Annotated in this window: 5 protein-coding genes; all 5 read right to left on the reverse strand. The window is 37.2% G+C overall.

Annotated features, from left to right (window positions below; all coding sequences use genetic code 11):
- Positions 1-22: 22 nt before the first annotated feature.
- The 5 genes from QLS31_RS00620 to QLS31_RS00640 all read right to left on the reverse strand — a co-directional run bounded on the left by QLS31_RS00620 (position 23) and on the right by QLS31_RS00640 (position 20457).
- Positions 23-14041: a T9SS type B sorting domain-containing protein gene (locus QLS31_RS00620; RefSeq protein WP_282741772.1), complete on the reverse strand. Its 14019-nt coding sequence runs from the start codon at positions 14039-14041 to the stop codon at positions 23-25.
- 155 nt (positions 14042-14196) lie between these two features.
- Complete coding sequence (locus QLS31_RS00625) at positions 14197-16968, reverse strand: PorP/SprF family type IX secretion system membrane protein (RefSeq protein ID WP_282741775.1); 2772 nt, start codon at positions 16966-16968, stop codon at positions 14197-14199.
- 1 nt (position 16969) lies between these two features.
- Positions 16970-18421, reverse strand: a complete 1452-nt coding sequence (locus QLS31_RS00630) for a gliding motility-associated C-terminal domain-containing protein (protein WP_282741777.1) — start codon at positions 18419-18421, stop codon at positions 16970-16972.
- 104 nt (positions 18422-18525) lie between these two features.
- Positions 18526-19815, reverse strand: a complete 1290-nt coding sequence (locus QLS31_RS00635; RefSeq protein ID WP_282741779.1) for a hypothetical protein — start codon at positions 19813-19815, stop codon at positions 18526-18528.
- 198 nt (positions 19816-20013) lie between these two features.
- A complete protein-coding gene (locus QLS31_RS00640; protein ID WP_282741781.1) occupies positions 20014-20457 on the reverse strand; it encodes a hypothetical protein in 444 nt (147 codons plus the stop codon).
- Between the last annotated feature and the right edge of the window lie 449 nt (positions 20458-20906).

Here is a 20906-nt window from a genome sequence, read left to right on the forward strand (position 1 = left end):
CTTGATCATCAGTGTTTAATTATTATCTGTAAAGGGTAAAATGACCTACAAACTCTCGAGCATCTTTCAAATCATTCAATTTTAAAACATACCAGTAATCTCCGGAAGGAAGTTCGTTACCATTGTATTTACCATCCCAATATTGGCCAAGGCGATAGGTTGCTATTTTTCGACCGTATCTGTCAAAAATATCGAATGTCAAGTCTTTATAATTGATTGTACATCCGGGAGCCCATCCATCCATTACTCCGTCACCGTTTGGCGTAAAGTAATTCGGGATACAGACATCGATATACTCAAAATATCGGGTAGCTGAAACCACACAACCATTTGAATCTGTTACCTCAACTGTATAATCTCCCGATTTGTAGATGATAAAAGTATTCTTGGTTCCATAGGATTCCCCGTTAAGCGTATACTGATATCCGCCACCACCGCCAGTTGCCGTAGCTACAATTTCGTTTAATCCTCCATCGTTTAAAACTAATGCCAACGGATCAACTTGTACAATATCAAAGCTGGCTGTTCTTTTGATACATCCATTTGTATGTCTTACATCAACATAATGACCTGTTCCAGGAGCCACATTTGTAAATACATTGCTCGTTTGATAAGATGCTCCATCCAGTGAATAATCTACATCCGTTAGGTCTGTTATAATCGCATCTACAGTTACGGTAACCGTATTACTTGCAGCATTATTTACACAACTGTAATCAATAACAGCAATTGGATTTATTCGTATTGATTCCGGCAATACTTCAATCCATTCTGTATTACAACCTAAGTTGTCACGAATATAAACGGTATGAGCACCTCCTGTTAATCCTGTAAAATCAAAGTCGGTCTGAGTAGCTGTACCCGTTGTATAAGTTCCGCTTGGATTGTCTAAGCTTACACTATACGGAGCCGTTCCACCTGAAATTGTAATGCTGAATTCTCCGTCTTTATCCCCTTCACAAACTTCAGGAATTATAGACGATGGATCGGTTACCACACTTATTAAGTCTGGTTCATTTATAGTGAAATTAATTTTTATATAACATCCTAATACATCTTGGACAATTACATCATAAGTACCTGGCGCCAGTTTATCAAAAATAGTATCGTCAACAAACTGGTTTAAATTTGGAGATATAGCATATTTGATAATACCGGTTCCTCCAGAAGCATTGATTTCAATTGATCCGTTATTTGCTCCATTACAGGTTACATCACTAACTGTGAAAGGTGCAGCTAATGGTGCCAACGGCTGGGTAATCGTAATAATAGATGACGTTGTTGTACAATCACCACTATCTACTTTTACTTGATAATTTCCAGCAAAAAGTTCTGTGAAAACACCTGGACTGGCTTGAACAGCAGTAAGGTTATTTCCAGATGCATCCTGTAGTGTATAGATATAATTTCCAAGTCCTCCTTGCGCTGTTGCAACAATAACACCTGTATTGTCTCCTGCGCAATTGATAACCGCATTTGTCTTATCTAAATTGATTATTAATGCTGGCAATGGATCAATCTTGATTTGATTAGAAACAGTAGCAACACAACCATTGGCATCCCTAACATAATAAACATACGTTCCTACTGGCACCGGAAAGGTTACCGAAGACACAAACGAACCTAAAATTGTGGTAAACGCCGCAGAGTCGCTATAGGTATAAAGTCCTGTTCCACCCGTTGCACTCAAGGTAAGTGTTGTTTGTGTTAAACACGTTTGTGTTGTTGCCACTACCAAATTAGATTTCACCTCTGTTGGCTCAGTGATAACAATAGCAGCCGAAGTTGCTGAACAACTGTATCCATCTGTTACCGTAATCGTGTACGTTCCTGCTCCTAAGCCACTAAACAAAGGAGAAATTTGTGGTCCTGATGCCGTTGGCGGAGTAACAGATGTCGTATTCAAAGTGTATAAATAATTAGATCCTTGACCGCCTGTAGGTAAATCAACAGTAATCGTAGCATTTTTATCTCCTTTACAGTTTAGCATTGTAATATCTGAACTTGCGGTTACGGTAATTGGTGTTGGAACCACAAGTGTTACAGTTGTTGTAGCCACACATCCTTTACTATCTCTGACATTTACTGTATACGTTCCTGCTGTTAAATTGGTAAAATTACTTTGAGAAGAATACGCTACAGTCATTGGTCCTGTTAATTCAAACTGATAACCTCCCGGCCATCCGCCAACAGCTGATGCGGAAATACTTCCATCATTATTACCTGTAACACATGTTATTGCAGTATGGGTTTCGGCTATGGCCAAAGCTGCTGTAGGTTGCGTAATGGTAAAGTTTTTACTTACTGTACAAAACGGACTATTCGTCAATGTAGCTGTAATAGTGTACGTGCCAGCTACCAAAGTATTAATGGTTATTGGTCCCGCAGTTGCTGCTGTCCCTGCAGTAACCGAATTACCAAGGGCATCAACTATCGTATAATTGAAAGGCCCGGATTGATTCGGATCAGTGGCTGTAATTACTCTGTCCACAAAAGTGACATTAACACTACCGTTATTTCCATTAAAACAAGTTACATCAACAATAGTGTCTATTGTAAGGTCGAAAGTATTTGGATTATTTACATAATGCACACTTTGTATGCTACATCCTGTATCTAAATTTTCAACTGTAATCAGGTAATTCCCAATATTTAGTCCGGTGAAAATTCCAGTCGCATTGGTGAAATTATAATTAGCTCCAATTACTCCTGTTGTCGCATTAGAATCAGCTACAGTATATTGCAGATTCGTTGGTGTTCCTCCGATGCTGCTTACCATAACCGTAATGTCTTCTAGATTGGTACACGTAATTGCATTGTTAACCGCTACATTCGCTTTGTCTAAAGCAATAAATGGCGCAATCGTAATTACAGATGGCGCAGTGCCAATACAACCCTTATTATCGTAAACATTTACGGTGTAACTACCGCCTAATAAATCAGATTCGGTATACGTATTGTTCGCACCAAACTGAACTACTGTTCCGCCTTTTATAAATTCATAATTGGCATAAGTTCCAGAACCTCCAGTTACCCCAGTTACAGTAATCGTAGCATAATTAGTTGCATTTGAGCCTGTATTACAACCATATTGAGAAACCGTTGGAGCAGGAACTGTTATAATAACCGGCTCATTAACAGTTATGGTTTGAGTGGCCTCACAACCTCTTCCTGAAGTCACATCAATAGTATATGTTCCGGCAATCAAACCACTAAAGACCGTTGAAGTTTGAGTGGTAGCACCTCCATCAATACTATATCTGTATATTGGATTGTCATTTACTCCTACCGCAGGAGTAGTCATAGAAGCAGTTATACTTCCATCGTTTCCTCCGTTACAAGTCACATCAACTTTTGAAAGTGCAAAACCAGTGATTGGAGTTGCCGCTGCCAAAATTACCGAAATAGACTTGGTACAATTTGTTGTAATATCTCTAACGGTTACTGTATGTGTTCCTGCAAAAATGTTAGTGAAATTTGCGGAAGCTTGATATGTTCCTGAGTCTTTACTGTATTCATAATTACCCGAACCTCCAGTAGCAAAAAGCGTTAGTGTTCCATCGCCATCAATACAAGTTGGTAAAGCCGTAATAGTAGCCTGTAATTGTAAAGCAGGCAAAATAACGACTAAACCTGTCGCTGTTGTCGAACAACCATTAGCATCTTTTACAATTACATCATACGTTCCTGATGCATTCACGGTAAATGTTGGATTTGTTTGGAATCCGCTTCCAATACTAAATTCATACGGACCCACTCCTGTTGCTACATTTACGGTAAAAGTATAATCGCCTGTTGCGCTTGGACATTGACTTAAACCAGAAACCGTTATTCCTGTTGGAAGTGGATCAGTTGCAATAGCGATTGTTAATGGCGTTGTAATTACACAATTATTAGCGTCTTTCACATACACATCCCATGATGTTGCTGTAGCCGGGTTTAAAACAGCTGAAGCCGAAACAGAATAAGTTCCTGCCGGATCTCCGCTTATTACATACGAATAACCGTATGGAGCAACACCTCCTGAAGCAGTCACACTTACTTGAGCGCCAAAATTACAATTGGCATTAATAAATGGGTTTGCCGTCAAAGCTAATGGAGTAGGTTGCGAAACATCAATAAAAGTTGTAGCCGTACATCCTGTTGTTTCATCAGTTACGATGATCGTTTGTGTACTTGCGGCACTTAATCCTGATACTGTTATCGTTGGATTTGTTTGTCCGGTAATAACTGTAGTTCCTCCGTCTAATGAATAACTGTACATTCCTGCAAAGTTTCCTACTGTAAACAATACTTCTCCATTGGCTCCCGGATTACAAGTCACATCACTAATTAATTGACCCGAAACAGTGATATTCGTTACCGGATTAACAGTGTGTGACTCTTGGTAGGTACAGAAATTAGCATCCGTTACTTGAAATAAATAGGTTCCTGGTAAGAGTCCCGCAAATACTCCAGTACCACTTGATGTACCTGATGTTAGGTTATTATATGTAAAAGGTGCTATACCTCCTTGTCCCGCAGGAACTGTTACTGTTACCGTAGTTGTTAGTAAAGAACAAGTAACAGCAGGTGCTGCAAAATTTAAATCTCTTGGAGCATCCAAAGCCGGAATATCAACACCATTATCTAAAATAAAAATACAACCGTTAGCATCTTTTACATAAACATCAAATGTGATTCCCGTATATGATTGATAAGTAGGTGTTGCTGTATAATTTGCACCTCCATCAAAACTATAAGTATACGGAGCAGTACCATCAATTCCACTTACAGTCACTGTTGCTGGTTGTGCTGCATTCCCCGCACCGCATACTAATGCTGTTGTAATGGATGAAGTTGCCGTTAAATCGTCTGGCTCTGTAATGGTGATTGGCAATGAAGCCAGCGTACAATTCTTAGCATTACGGACGGTAATAACATAAGCTGTACCAGCTGTTAAACCTGTAAATGAATTCGAAGATTGAAAGATTCCTGCACCCAATTGGTATTCAAAAGGCCCAACTCCAGAAGTTACATTCACCGTAATCGATCCGTCATTCCCACCGTTACAACTTACATTAGTTACTGTAGTATTAAATACTGTAGTTGGTATTGGATCTAAAATAAAAGTTGTAGTTGTTTGACAAATTATTGAATTATTCGCATCAGTAACTCTGAAATCATACGTTCCCGCTATTACTGCAGGATATACATTGGTAGCCATAGCTGTCCATGTTCCACCGCCATTTGTAGAAACTTCATAAGTATAATTTGCAGACGGCGTTGTATATCCACCTGTTGTAGTCAAAGTAATTTGTGCATTTGGTGTTGCTGTACAATCCAATTCTTTGGTAAGAGTTGCACTTAACTCCAATTGGTCTTTTACTTCATACGGTACTGTAGCCGTACAACCATTTCCATCTTTAATTACTAAATTATAGGTTCCAGATGCATTAAAAGTAAAACTAGGACTTGCCTGGAAAGCGCTACCGTTTACGCTATACATTTCTGTACCGGCTAAATCCAGATCAACAGTTCCTGAAATAGTAATTGTAAACGGATTCCCATCATAACAAATAGCAGCTGGTGTATTTATGGTTGGATCATCATCTTTAGAGATTATTACAGGAATTATAACCCTACAATCATTGGCATCCCTTACTACTATATCCCAATTTCCGGGAGCAACATAATTTAAAGTCAACACATTACTTGTTCCAAAATCAACTGTTATTGGTGTAAATCCAGGCGCACCAGCAGCATATTCATAAGGTCCGGTTCCTCCTGTTGTAGTTAGCGTTATTTGAGAACCCAAATCACAATTGGCATTTACTTGAGCCGTAATGCTTGAAGCAAGTACTTGAAGAGGCTGAGTTATACTAAATGGTATAATTGCAGAACAAAGTGTACCGGTGGATTCTGTGACTTTCAACAAATAATCCCCTGGAGGTAACGAAGTAATAGTCCCTGATATTGGTCCTCCTGCAGTTCCAGTTATAGCCCCACTAATAACTGGGGAAACCGGAGCATTAGTCAAAGCGTCCAATATTTCGTAATTTATAGTTGTCACCGAAGTATCAAAACTACTAACTGTGAAATCTAAAATACCATTATTGGAACCTTTACAAGTAACATTTTTTATGCTATCTATATTTACTGCAATAGTTGATATTGGCGGTATAATAACCTCTAGTATTGATGTACAAAGATTAGCATCTTCAACTTGAAAATAATAAGTGGTTCCTTGTAATAAATTAGTAAACGTCCATTGATACGGAGGAGTATTTATAGCTGGTGAGGTTGTTGCGGGTTGTCCAAAAATTGAAAATTTATATGGAGCAACTCCTCCAGAAATAACTTCCAGTTGAACCGTGGCGCCATTAACACAATCACTCCCTACAATAACAGGCGCAGCAAGGCTAAGAAATGGTGGTGTTTTAATTCTTTGTTTCGAGCTTTTATATTCGCATCCTTTAGCATCGACTATTGTAATATAGTAATCCCCAAAAGTTAATCCAGTGAAATTATAACTTGTTGCTGCTGTTGTTCCAGATGTTGCTAATTGTGTAAAAGTATTGCTATACAAAGTATATGTAAATGGAGCGATTCCACCTGAATTAATTGTTGCAAGTAAGCTACCCGGAGTATTTGCGTTACAAAATATATCTGTTATTGCAATCGAAGCATCTATTGGAGGAGGATTATCAAGTATAATTGTTCCTGTCGCATCGCAACCTTTTTTATCTCTGACAACATAAGGATAACTTCCCGAAGCTAGTCCTCCAAACACATTAGTAGCAACAAAAGTAGTTCCTCCGTCAATACTATACGTAAAAGGCGCTTCACCGGTTAGGGCTGTTAATCGAATAGAACCATCTGAAAACCCATTACATGTTGGGTCTACTTTTACAAAAGAGGCCGTTACAGGTACAATGGCTGTTGTTGAAATTACATTACTTTCTTTGGTACATCCATTAGCATCCGTAATTTCAAATTGATATGTATTTGCGGTTGATGTGCTAAATGTAAACGAGGTTCCTCCAAAAGGAATTGGCGAACCAATATAAGAACCCGCTCCAACTTTTACACGATATCCAAATGGAGCTTCTCCTCCAGTTACCGAAATAGTCATACTAGCATCCGTAGGCGCAGGAAAACAAGTGTTGTCTTTGGTTAAAACAGCCGTTACAATCATAGCCGGATAAACAACAGTAGGTGCAGCTGCTTGAGCGGTACAACCATTCTTATCTTTAACAGTAACCGTATATGAACCTGGAGTAACTGTAAAAGTTGAACCGGTTTGGAAAGTAGTTCCATTGATACTATACGTTAAAGGCGCTAATCCAGTGCCCGAAGCAGTAATTGTAAAATTACTTCCTGAACTTGTACACTGATTGTTTACACTGGCCGTAACAATTGGTAAATCATCTGTAATCACATCTACTGTAGTGATTACGATACAGCCTTTAGCGTCTTTTACATAAACATCCCAGCTTAAATTTGTCGCTGAGTTCGTGTCAACAGTTATGATATTACTGCTGTTGTACACTGAAGCTATTGGAGCCGTAGAGCCTGCAATTACCGCTGCGTATAAATAATTAGCGGTACCTCCAGAGACCATTACCGTAATTTGTGAATTGTCATTATTACAATGAACATTAGTGGCACTTGTTGAAGGTATTGTTAAAATTGTCGGTTCTAGTATTGTAACAGAAGCATTCGCAGTACAACCCGTAACCTCATCGGTTATCAAAATTGCGTATGTTCCTGCAAATTGATTGGTCAGATTAATCGTTGTTGCCGTTTGTCCCGTAATAGTTGAACCTCCATTAATACTATAACTATACGTTCCTGAAAATCCAGAAACAGTATATCGAACTGATCCTGTATTTCCAGCATTACACAATACATCGCTCAATTTACTTCCAATAACAGTGATTGGCGTAACTGAATTTACAACATAAGATTCTGAGAAATAACATCCATTGGCATCGGTAACTTTAAAAATATAAGTTCCCGGCAATAATCCAACAAAAACACCAGTAGTATTTGAAGCTACTGAAGCTGCCGGCGAAGTAATGGCATAAGTCAATATTCCTACCCCATTTGTGGCTGTAACTGTAACTGTAGTTGTTGGCGCCGTACATGTTATTGGTGCAGCCGCAAAACTTAAATCAGTTGGTGGATTTAATTTTAAAACTGTAATCGTGTTTGAGTACACACACCCTTTTGCATCTTTTACGGAATACGAAATTACTTGATCTGTTCCGTTGTCATTTATCGTTAAGGTATTGACATTGGTATAACCACCACCATTAAAACTGTATTGATATGGAGCTGTTCCTGAAGTAGGAACCGCTATGGTTATTGTTGCTGATTGTTTCGTATTGGTTGCACTACAACTAAATGCGGTTGCACTTGCTGACGTTACTAAAGCAGTAGGTTGTGTTAAAGTAACCGTTTTTGTAATAAAACATTCTTTACTGTCTTTGATATAAAAAGTATGTGTTCCGTTGCCTAAACCTGAGAATAATGAACTCGAAACATACGTAATTCCATCGCTGCTGTAAGTATAAGGACCTACTCCTCCTGATGGAACTATTTGTACTGAACCATCAAATGCACCATTACAAGAAGGGTTACTATTTGTAGTTGTCGCTGTTATCGGAGTTAAAGAATTTACCGTTGCAGTAGCAGTAGTAATACATCCTTGAGCATCTTGTATTTGAAATTGATACGTGCTTGCAACTGCTGTTGTGTATGTAAAAGTAGTTGCTGTTGGTTGGGCTATTGTTCCTGGTCCTGTTCCTGAAAGTACCGTTATTACAAATGGAGCATTCCCTCCAGAAATGGTTCCTGATATTACAGCATTTGGATTACCTGTACAATCTAATGTCTTTGTAGTGGTAGCTACAGTAGTCAGTTGAGGTGCAATACTAACAGTAATAGCCGGCGCAGTACAACCAAAACTGTCTGTTACCAATACCGAATGATTCCCTGCACTTACAGTATTGAATGTATTGCTGTTTTGAGCCGGAGCACCATCTAAACTATACGTATATGGTGCAGTTCCTCCTAAAACATTTACTACTAATGAAGCCTGATTCAAACTGTCAAAACATAAATCGGAGCTTGCGTCCAGTGATGCGGTTAAAGTTGGCGGTGCCAAAACAACAAGTGCATCAGCATCATCGGTACAATTATTAGCGTCATACCCACGAACAATGTAGGTTCCCGGTGCAATATTTGTAAAAATACCGGTATTCTGAGATGGTTGAACATTAGTCGTTCCTGTTGCATCCCATAATTCATATCTATATGCTAAAGTTCCCCCTGTCGAACTAGCCGTAATGGTTGCACCCGAAATACAGGTTGCAACTTTAGTTACAGTTGCTGTCGTGATTAATGCCGTTGGCGCAGTTATAATTTGTGTAAATGGTTTTACACACGTTCCAGTTGAGGTAGCATCATAACGAATTTGTAAATTATACGTGGCATCTGCTAATCCTATAATCGTATAAGGAGAGGTCATTTGGGTAAACCAAGTCACACCATTATTAATAGAATATTGAAACCCTTTTGTAGTATCAAAATTTTGGGCAGCGATTGTGATTTCTCCATTATTAGCACCAGCACAAGTTACATTCTTGAATCCTGTGATTGAAGCAGTAAAAGCTTCATCAGTAGGAATTATTACAGTAAAATCTTTGGTAGTAATACATGATTTTGGTAATTGATATACGGTGATATCATCAATTAAAGCATCATTCCCGGAATATAGTATACTTCCGGAACGTATTTTAAATGTCAAATTAGTGTTATTCCCTGGATTAAGTGACAATGATTTTAGATTCCAAATCTCATTATTAGCAATTTCACCAGTTGCTTGTGAAGCTACTACTGCTCCTGAACCATCGACTAACTCTATAATGAAATCCGGTTTAGCTCCAGTTCTAGAAGTCCTTATTAAGTTAGCAAGATACAAATCAACTTTTACGTCTTGATTTGGAATAATATCAACAATAGGTTTACTGTATAGAACCCCATAAGGTCCTGCAGCAGAGCCGATATTAACCAATAAATACCTTCCATTTACATTAGTTCCATTACTTGTATGATCTTTAAAGTGATACCAAGCCCCTGTATTATTACTGGTTGGGTCATCAGATCTCCAAAAAAAGCTGGCTACAGAATATTGGTTGTCTTCGACTGATCTAGTACCACAAGCATAAGGTGCTAACACATGTTGATCATTAAAACAATAAGCACTTGCAATCCCCGAAGTTGTAGTTGGTGCTCCAGATCCAAAATCTTCTTTCAATAAATTACTATAAGTTGGAACGCTTAATAATGTATAGGAAACACTTACTGTATGCGTTCCGGAAGGCACATTTGTAAAAACATTTGACGGTATGTTCGCATTCAAAGTACCATCCAACAGATATTGATAACTATAATTGGCTCCTCCATTATTTGTTACAGTCACAGTACTGGTCGCAGTACCATCACAATTGAAAACAGCATCTTCAACCTCAATAGTTGGTTCAACCGGTTTTGGGTCAATGATGATATTTGGCATGGCATAAATACAACCATTAGCATCTTTTATATACACCGTGTACGTTCCCGGAGCCAAGTACGCTTCATTAGTGGTTATCCAAGTAGTTTGATTGTCAAAACTATATAAATAATAATTTGGTGCTGGAAAAGGTGTTCCTCCTTGTGGGTTAGTGATTCTTATTTTCCCTTCCCCCAAAGGTCCGCAACCGGCTAATTCAGAAACTCCCGCAGAAGCTGTTAAAGCTGTTGTTGGTTGTGTTATCGTGATAACTTCAGCTGTAGAAAAACAGTCTGCACCCAACAATGAATATTTAAGAATCGCCGTATAAGTTCCTGCACTAAGGTTAGAGAAAGTTGGATTTGCCACATAGGTAACGCCATTATCAATACTATAAGCTAAAGTATACCCATTGGCATTTGTAACATTAAATTTAATTTCTCCCGTAGTGTCATTGTAACATAGAATATTAGTTTGACTAACCGTATAAACTGGCGGCGGAATAGCAGCTACCGTAATTGTAGTTGTGGTCTTGCAGTTTTTACTGTCAAAAACGTCTATAGTATAAACACCTCCCGGAGGCAATGGATTTGTAACCGTAATTTGTGGCGTGTTTTGGAAATCGGTTGTGCTATTTACATAATACGTATATGGTGGCGTTCCTCCAACAGGATATACTGTAATTTGCCCATCTGTACAAGTCAATGGTTTAGTCAGTGCCGAAGTTGCTGTTAATAAAGGTGGTTCTATTATTTCAATATTTTCCGAATAATCACAACCATCTTCAGTCCGAACCCTCACAGTATAGATTCCCGGATTTAAACCCGAAAATTCATATTCGCTAGCCATTATTGGACCTACACTGTTGACCAATGTTCCCCCTTGGTGAATGCTAAAATAATATTGTGGACGTGCGTCATTAGCCGCCAATTTTATCGCTCCTTTATCTCCGTTACAAAGTGGTTGACTGACAAATTTTGAAACCGTAAAAACTCTATTTCGGATAAGAATATCAGGAACAGTAAAAATACATGGATTGGTAACTACCCCAACTTGTTTAATATATACCATATAGGAATTGGGCGTAGCAATAGAAAACACGTTTGAGGTTTGATAAGGACCGGCAGCATTCAAACTATATTCATATCCTGCAGGAACACCTCCAACGGTTATTTCTCCAAGGGTACTACAGATAATATCTCTGGTGGTAACTGTTGGGCTTAAAAGGTTTTGATACACATTAAAATAAAAAACACTGTAACAGCCTCCTACATAATTTATGGTAACCCTATATTGTCCGGCAGTATTTGCCGTATAATCCGGACCCGTACCAACTTGGTTCCAGGTACATGCTGAACTTTCATTCGCACAATTATCAACAGTAACGGCTGGACAGCTTGCCTCGTTTAATTTTTGCCAAACAATCGATGCCGCATCACTAATACCGGTAGTAATTGCACGGGTAGCATTGGCACCACACAGGAAAATATTAGGCAGGACTTTTCCGTTGTTCGGACAAATAGGCAATAAATCTGCAAAAGGGATAATTGGATTCGTAATGGTGTTACCATAAGGAACAACGGTAATCTTTTCATTAATTGGCAAACAGGTACCCGAAGGGGTATTTTTCACATAATAAACCCCGGTTTGAGTGGCTGTATAGGTTTGAGCGGTTCCAATAACCGGTGTTCCTGTTGGACTTGTTGACCAAGAATAGCTGGCATATCCATCTGAAGCGGATAATACAACACTGGCTCCACACAAGACTTCGGTTCTCTCAAAGGTACAATTGGAAATATCTACTAAAAAATTAGTCGATTCAGGCGAACCTAATTTACAGGCCGTCGAAGCAAAACTCCCCTCTTCTTCAAATGTATTGGTATTAATAATACCGCTATAAGTTGCAAACGCCTGGTTCATGATCACATTCGAACAAGCATCACTCAACATGTTACAATTGGGGACTACCTGTATGTTTAAGCGTATGGTATAAAGGGCTCCATTGACTAATACGGAACTGTTTGGGATTGTAAAAATAATGGTCCTTGTAGCTGGATCATAGGATTGTAATGTAGCTCCTCCTGAATTAGTATAATCGATATTGGTGAGAGGATTAAAGACTATATTCTCTGGCAATACATCTTTTATCGTAAAATTATTCACATTATCATTACCAACATTTTGATAACTAATTTCATACGTTAAAGACTGTCCTAAAGTAACATTGGTTCCACCAATGTCAACTCCCGAAGTATTCTTTACCAGTTTAGTCAGGTCTATTTTTGGCGCAATGATATCTACGGCATAAGCAGAGAAAAATAGAAATACCGGATCCGCTTGACCTCTGGCCACTTGCAGTGTAAAATCGGTTGATGTTTGGTTATTTTTTATATACTCCGGATTTGCTCCTACCACTTCCAATACACCGGTATCATATCCCAAGGTATTGGATCCAGAAGGATTTCTTGGCGTTTGAACTCCATTGGTATTTTCAATCGTAGAACTAAAAAACTTATTGGCAGATCTTAAGGGAGTCGTAACTTCCTTAGTGCCAAACTCCAGTTTCGTTCCCCCTTTAGGTTTGTCTCCATCCAAAGCAGCATAAGCAAACTGTAAATCTACAGGACCTGATGGAGGAGTTATAAAACCCGTAACCGGAATTTTTTCAAAATGTGAATCATAAATATGGCTAAATCCATCAAAAACATTAAATGATTTCATGTGAAGACTTGGGTCTTCATAAACCACAAAAAGAGTCCATCCGGCTGATAATCCGGTGGAGCCATTAGAACCTTCACTGGCAATTACATTAGCCACCGTATACGTTCCCCCTGCACTTGACAAACCACTCAATAAACTGGTCACATCAGCATAACAGGCATACGGTTTATTCGCATCTGGAATTATGGGAGAACTGTTGGCATCATAAATGAGTGTCCCATTAATATCGCTATATGTGGAAGCCCCCGGCAATTTTAGCTTTACCTTATTGATGTCTGTCCTACTACCGCTCTGAAGCATTGCTCCCCAATACAAAGCAGCATAGGAAACCCTATAACAGGTGCTTAATGTTCCATTTATTTGTGTAGGAACTGAAAGGTCTGCACTACTGGAACTGAAAGTACTGGCATCAGAATCAATATCGATATACTTCATCGATATATCCTGATTGGATTTTGTATTATCGTTAAAAGGAAGATTGTCTTGGCCCAAAATATTATTTCCCGCCACAACCATACTTCCTCTGATATCTATCTTTTTTCGTATAGCAAATGTCTTGTAGGTTTGAGTATAGGATGTCTCACTCAGCAAGAGCATTAGCAGTACAAAACCTGTTTTTAAAAGAACAGACTTTTTGAACACATTCAATAATGAAATCCTTTCTGATTTAATCGTATGAGTGAAAAATAGAGACGCAAAAGAAAGGGCAGATTGCCTTAATACAATATAATTATTTGCCACAAATAATGCAGCAATTAGTAGGTAGTTTTTTAATTTCATTGGGGTAAAATTATTGTACCAGGCAACATTGCCTGATGGTTTTTATTTTTCCGGATTAACTCTTAGGGGCCTTGGGAATTAATCCAAAAATGTGCAAAACTGAATTTAATATTTAGAACAAATTATTACTGTTTTTCCATAACTGATTTTATTAATTAATTTTCAATTTTAGCAAGAGACATTTTACCGTTATAAGGTTTACTGCCTTTTGACTCTAATGCTTTTTTGGCTTCTTCTATGTTATCAAATTTATTATAGTAAATGAAATATTTACTGGTATTAATATCGTAGAAGAAATCTATGTTTGTTTGTCCTGCAGCAACTGCTTTTGTTAAAAATTCATCTCTTTTAGCAACATTATCATGTACTGCAACCACTAAATAATAACCACTTTCCACATTTTTAATATTTTTCAAAATTTGCATATTAGACTGCTCATCACCTGAGTCAAAATCTTCTGCTTTTAAAGGAACCGAACTGAAAGCAGTCTTCTCTTTTATTAAGCTTAATGTCGCTTTATCTTTCAAATACCTACTTTGATCATTCTCAAAACCAGCGCGTTTAATTCTTCTTTTTTTCTCAATTTCAGTATCTGTTTTAATTTTTTCTAATGATGCAATCAGATTCGTATTTGACTGCAATACTTTTAATTGTTCTTGTTTTAATGTTTCTATGGCTTTCAAATAATATTGATTCGTTTCGTCCTCTTTATTCGGCACTTTTTTCAGCCTTTCTTTGTATAAATTCTCTAACTCTCTAATTTTTACGGTTTGAGTTTTATTCACCTCAACTAATTCTAATTTTAAAGCTTCTAATGCATTATTCTCCGCAGACACGCTTTTGAAAGGCTTCGGCTCTTTGAAAATACCTTTCTCACTTAGATCATTCTCTTCTTTTAATTCTTTAAGGTCTTTTTCTTTATTGGCAACCGTTTCACCTAATCGCATTAATAATTGTTGCTGTGTGTTTTTAGATTCTTCTACTAATTTGCTTAAATCATCCATCGATTTTGTAGTGGCATCCTTTGGTGTTGCTGCTAATTTAGCTTTATTCTCCGCATCGAGTTTCGCTTGAGCAAGAGCGTCTGCTTTGGCTTTAGCATCAGCAGCAAGTTTTGCCTGTGCAAGGGCATCAGCTTTAGCTTTATTATCTGCATCGAGTTTCGCTTGAGCAAGGGCATCAGCTTTGGCTTTATTATCCGCATCTAGTTTCGCTTGAGCAATTGCGTCTGCTTTGGCTTTATTATCTGCAGCAAGTTTTGCTTGAGCAAGTGCATCAGCTTTAGCTTTAGCATCCGCAGCAAGTTTTGCCTGAGCAAGTGCGTCTGCTTTGGCTTTATTATCAGCATCCAGTTTTGCCTGAGCGAGTGCATCAGCTTTGACTTTGGCATCGGCAGCAAGTTTTGCCTGAGCGAGTGCATCAGCTTTAGCTTTATTATCTGCATCGAGTTTCTCCTGAGCAAGTGCATCAGCTTTGACTTTTGCATCGGCAGCAAGTTTTGCTTGAGCAAGCGCATCAGCTTTAGCTTTATTATCCGCAGCAAGTTTCGCTTGAGCAAGGGCATCTGCTTTGGCTTTTGCATCGGCAGCAAGTTTTGCTTGAGCAAGTGCATCAGCTTTGGCTTTTGCATCAGCAGCGAGTTTCGCTTGAGCAACTGCATCAGGTTTAGGTTTAGTATCTGTTGCTATTTTTGCTTTAGCAAGCGCATCTGCTTTAGCCTTGGCATCAGCAGCAAGTTTTGCTTGAGCAAGTGCATCCGCTTTAGCCTTGGCATCTGCTGCCAATTTGGTTTGGTTAAGTGAATCCGCTTTGGCTTTAGCTGCAGCATCAGCAATTTCTTTTAATTTCTGCAATCTTCTTTCCTCTTTTTGAGCTGCCAAAGCAAGTTTAAGTTCCTTCAACTTTTGAGCATCCTCAGGAGATAAAATGCTAGATTCTTTTGGTTGTGCCGGAACTGATTTTCTTACCTCTGCGGGAGGAATAATAGCTCCTTCTTCCTCATCATCGCCATAATAGTACGAATTACTCTTAAATTTATAAGCAAAAACAACTTCATGGGAAGATCCAAAATTGGACAAATTCCCTATGCCTTTTTCATAATTGTACTCTAAAGAAATTTTTGGAGTAATATTCAACCCTATTCCGCCGGACATCCCGTATACGCTATTATAACCCGCTTGAGCCCAAATTCCTTTGGGAATAGCAAACATCATTAATCCTGAAACAACAGTTTTATCTTTTTTAACCTCTGTTTTAAGCAAAGCCGAAAATTTACTTTTGTCAAAAAAACCATAAGTATCTAAATATCCCGTGTGCATAATGTGAGCTTGAATGCTTTGTTCAGGATCGTCTTTGACTACTTTAGAAGTTTTAAGATTGTATAAAATCAGATTATTTACAGAAAGTCCAAAATCAAGAAAGGCAGTTCCATAGTTGATACCCGGATTCACCGTTATTAAAGCATTTGAGGGTATACTTTCTAATGATGGATCAGGATAGTTTGTAATAACCTTGCCTTTATCTAAGCCGCTTTTATAAAATCCTACATTCATTCCAAAAGTTAGATTACTATCCTCTTGAAGCATTACATTATGAGCAAAGTTTGCCACAGCCCCAAAGGTGGTAAGCACACCATAATTCTGCTGGAATAATCCAACAGAAATCCCTTCATTTTCTCTGAATCTTCCAGAATAGCTTACTGAATAGGTCTGAGGCGCATTGTCAAATTGAACCCATTGCCTTTTGTTATAAAAACTGACAATAGTGCTTTGTTCTCTAACAAAACTAAAGGTAGGATTGATCAGGAATCTATTAAACTTTAACGAATTTCGGACGGGTTGATTAAATGAAACCACTCCATCCTCTTGAGCATAAAGCAGGTGTTGTGTACCGAAAAAAAGAGCTATAACTATAAAAATATTTTTCATGTTATTTCACTATAGTTATCGATCCCTTATTCACTTTTTGATCCTGAGTAGTGATAATATAATAATAAACCGGGTTTATATTCTTGAAATCGTTTCCGTTTTCGGGCCAGTTATTTTGATAGTCATTTGTGTCGAGCACTATTTCCCCCAAGGAACTTATCAATTGTACTTTTGTATTTGTTCCGCTTACATATTCTTGCGGAATAATCCAAGTATCATTGATACCGTCACCGTTAGGGCTTACTAAATTAGGTATGTTTGTAACATTAGGAAATGGATTGGGATCAATTGAGGAATTGACTACAAAAGAATATTCTTTTGATGCGACACAGCCTGTAGTTTGAGTAATTACAACTTTATAATTCCCTTTTGTTCGTATATCATACGTACTTGTTGTAGCACCCGAAATAATTGTTCCGTTTAAATACCATTTGTATTCCGGACTCGAAGCCGCTGTTGTTACAATTACTTCCAGAGTTTCATCTGGAGCAATGGTATTGGTATCCGGGACATTGATAGTGCTTGCAAATTGATATCCTTGTAAGTTGATAGAGGCATTGGCCACACAACTTCCAAAGCTTGCAGTTACTGAATACTGTCCTGGTTGATTCGTTACATACGTTTGGCTTGTAGCTCCGGCTATAGCAACATTATCCTTAGACCATTGATAACTATTACCCGCCACTGTACTTAAAGTTGTTGCACTGGCGCTCGAACAAAAAGGATTTCCAAGGCTGGATGTGATTGTCGTAGCAGCCGAAGAATTAGACTCGCTTACTGTAACTCGGTTAGAGTATGAATTTGAGGTACAAGTACCATAATTTGTCTCTACATAGTATTTTCCGGGTTGATTTACCGTTAAACTTTTTCCGGTAGCAATAGGAGCTAAACTTGGTTCTTTAAACCATTTGTAGGTTAACGAAGGATATTTTAAAGGAGAATCATTAGTTGCCGCTCCGGGATTATCTATGTTTAAAACATAACTTCCGCCAGTACAATAGGTAGCCGTTGGGATAAAATTATTGATGGAAAATGGGGTATCTTGCACTTTATAATAAGCAGCAAAAGCGATAGAATTAGGACTTGTCGCTGATGGACTTGTACTTTTTACCCTTAACCTGTATTGTTCACCAGCAGTGGTAACAGGTACTGAAAAAGTTACTGTTGCCGGTGAGACTGTTATAGCTCCTGCAGTAGAAGTGAAAACTGTGGTTGGAGTAGCAAAACTTCCATTTGGATCTGATAATTCTACAATGAACTGATTGGAGGCATTTAAGCCGGAAACCGGTGAAAAAGGAAACGTTACATTAAAAGTATTAAAAGATGGATTCGCGCAAATTTGACTAAAAGACAATGTTGGTGTTCCTATAACTATTTGAGCATAAACACTATTAGTTAAAGGAAAAACCAGTAATAAAAGAAAATAAAAATATTTATTTATAATAGTAGTCATTCCGCATTCAATCTTTATTTATCCAATTCATAAAAATAATTTACAATTGTATATCGTTACATTTTCACACCTGAAATCAAAATCAGTTACAACAAATGATTCTTTTAGTGATCATTTGATGCTGTAATTTTAGCTATTCGCAATCTAAAATCAGGTTTTTTTTCATTGAAAAGGTCTATGAATGTTTCCTTATTATCACTTTGAGAATACACATTAGAAAAGGCACTATTGCCATACCAATTTTCTAAATCCTCATTGTTTGAGTTATATTCCGTAAAAATATTTCCCTTACAGAAATTGAAATACATCTGTTCGAATTTTATTTTCTTAAGATTTTCACCATTAATTTCAATCTTATTATCCAATAAAACTGCTGGGTTAAAACCAGAAATTACCGTTCTTTTAAGATCGAGAGACGTATTCTGAGAGACATATACTGCCTCTTTAACTAAACCTGATTGAATATCAACATTTATGTTTTCGCTATTGTTAATCAACGTTAGATTTGTTGCAATCACTGAGGTTTGTTTTTTAGTGAAATCAACTTCTTCTTTTTTGTCATAAGAAGCCACATCTATACATCTTGAACCTAAATTGCTGGTTAAATAAGAAGATCGAATGGCAAGAGAATTATCAATTCGACATTGCGTCCCAAAGTTGAATTTAAAATCATCGCTGCTTGACTTAAAAGAAACCAGTTTATTCAAAGTAAGTTCACCGCCATATATTTCAAAAGAATCACCTGCAGCATAACTGATCATTATGTTTTCTAAAACCGTTTTGTTTCCAACACCTGCCAGTAACAATGCATTGAAATTCCCTAAACCTTTAATTTTTTTTCCTGCAAATTCGATTCTTACAAATTTTAAAATACCTGAATTGCTGCTTACATTATTACCGCCATATGATGTTAACGAAGTATCCAAATCAAAATTTACAGAGGAAGCATTCCCAAATTTATTCGTTGGTGCATCGCCCAGTATTACAATTCCTCCCCAATCTCCCGCTTTTCTGGAGCTTCTGTTTGAAGTGAAAACGATAGGGTCAGTCTCTAAACCTTCGGCTATTATCGTAGCACCTTTTGTGATTACAAGAGAAGCACTGGATTCATAATCGCCTATTATTACTGTTCCGGGTTCAATGGTCAGCGTTGCATTATTAGTAACAAAAACACTGCCTTGCAATATGTAGACATTTTTCTTGAACAATTTTGTGTTTCCGGTAATATTTCCCGCCAATATTTGATTGGCTTGACCATAATCAACTTTATTAGGTTTAAATTCCGTCCAGTTGTTTAGCCAGTTGTTTGAACCTGTTATTCCTTTTTCTTGCTGTGCATTTACACTGAAAACTCCAAAAAAGAGAATCCATACAATTTGAGTAATTGTTTTCATGAGATAAAAAGATATAAAATTTATATTAAAAATGCTTTGGTACTAATAAAAAAACCCATTACGATTTTTCTGAATTATTTCAGAATGTATCGATAACGAGTTTTTTCTAAATTAATATTCGATTATCGCTACAATACTCTTATAAAATTACTTGTTAATAAAAATTAGAAAAGAAATTAAACTAAGCCTCACAAATTATTACATGTCATTGAACTCATGTAATGATTTCAATGTGTTTTCATAAAATAAAATTGCTTTTACTAAATTGTCTGTATCTGAATAAGGCACCATTCTTCTTTGAAACGCAACAGTTACATCCAGGAAATTTGCAGTACTTTCATCTTGTCCCGCTAATATTTTTCTATTATCGGCATCATTAGGAATTCCTAGATCATTCATAGTAACTCCTGGTTTTGTAGCCAAGGCAATGTAGGGTAGTGTTTTTACCAAAACTTTTATACGTTCAATATAAAGTTCTAATAATTCCCCTTTTTTCATTCCTTCCAACTCTTCCTTAACGTGGTATTTTTTTATTATCGCATTTGTACTAATAATACTTTTAGGAGCATTTTTATCCTGTGCTGAAACCACGCCTGTCGCTAACAAAAAAAACACACTGAAAAAAATAATTTTCCCTTTCATAATTTGAATTTACCAATTAGTTTATCTAACAAAAATATACAATAAAACTCAAAATGCAACTTTGTCAATATTTTTTTTGACTACAAAAGATTACAAATTGTAAAAAAAAACGTATTATATCGAACATATTTGCATTTCATCGGGCGCTTTGATTTTTCACTACACAAGTGATATTATTGGGTTTAACACTGTTTCATTCTAATGGACATCGCTTCTGAAAAGAAAATTTAATTCTCACCAAAAAAAATTTCGTTTATTAATATTAAACCTACAGTTCAGTAAACTTAAAATGTTAAATTATCATAAATAATGACGTTTTTTATCTATTTCAAGCCTATTTTTCCCTAAAAAAAGTTAAATTTTCATCTTAAAAAAGGCACACGCTCCATATCATTTATACCGTTACTTTTCCTGAAAGTTTGCTACCGAAAATTTTAGACTAAACCATT

This window comes from Flavobacterium sp. XS2P24, from assembly GCF_030010285.1.
In the GTDB taxonomy this organism is placed as follows: domain Bacteria; phylum Bacteroidota; class Bacteroidia; order Flavobacteriales; family Flavobacteriaceae; genus Flavobacterium; species Flavobacterium algoritolerans.

Excerpts from the sequence above, each read along its gene's own strand:
- QLS31_RS00620 (WP_282741772.1), bottom strand. The coding sequence starts at position 14,041 with ATGAAATTAAAAAACTACCTACTAATTGCTGCATTATTTGTGGCAAAT.
- QLS31_RS00625 (WP_282741775.1), bottom strand. The coding sequence starts at position 16,968 with ATGAAAAATATTTTTATAGTTATAGCTCTTTTTTTCGGTACACAACAC.
- QLS31_RS00630 (WP_282741777.1), bottom strand. The coding sequence starts at position 18,421 with ATGACTACTATTATAAATAAATATTTTTATTTTCTTTTATTACTGGTT.
- QLS31_RS00635 (WP_282741779.1), bottom strand. The coding sequence starts at position 19,815 with ATGAAAACAATTACTCAAATTGTATGGATTCTCTTTTTTGGAGTTTTC.
- QLS31_RS00640 (WP_282741781.1), bottom strand. The coding sequence starts at position 20,457 with ATGAAAGGGAAAATTATTTTTTTCAGTGTGTTTTTTTTGTTAGCGACA.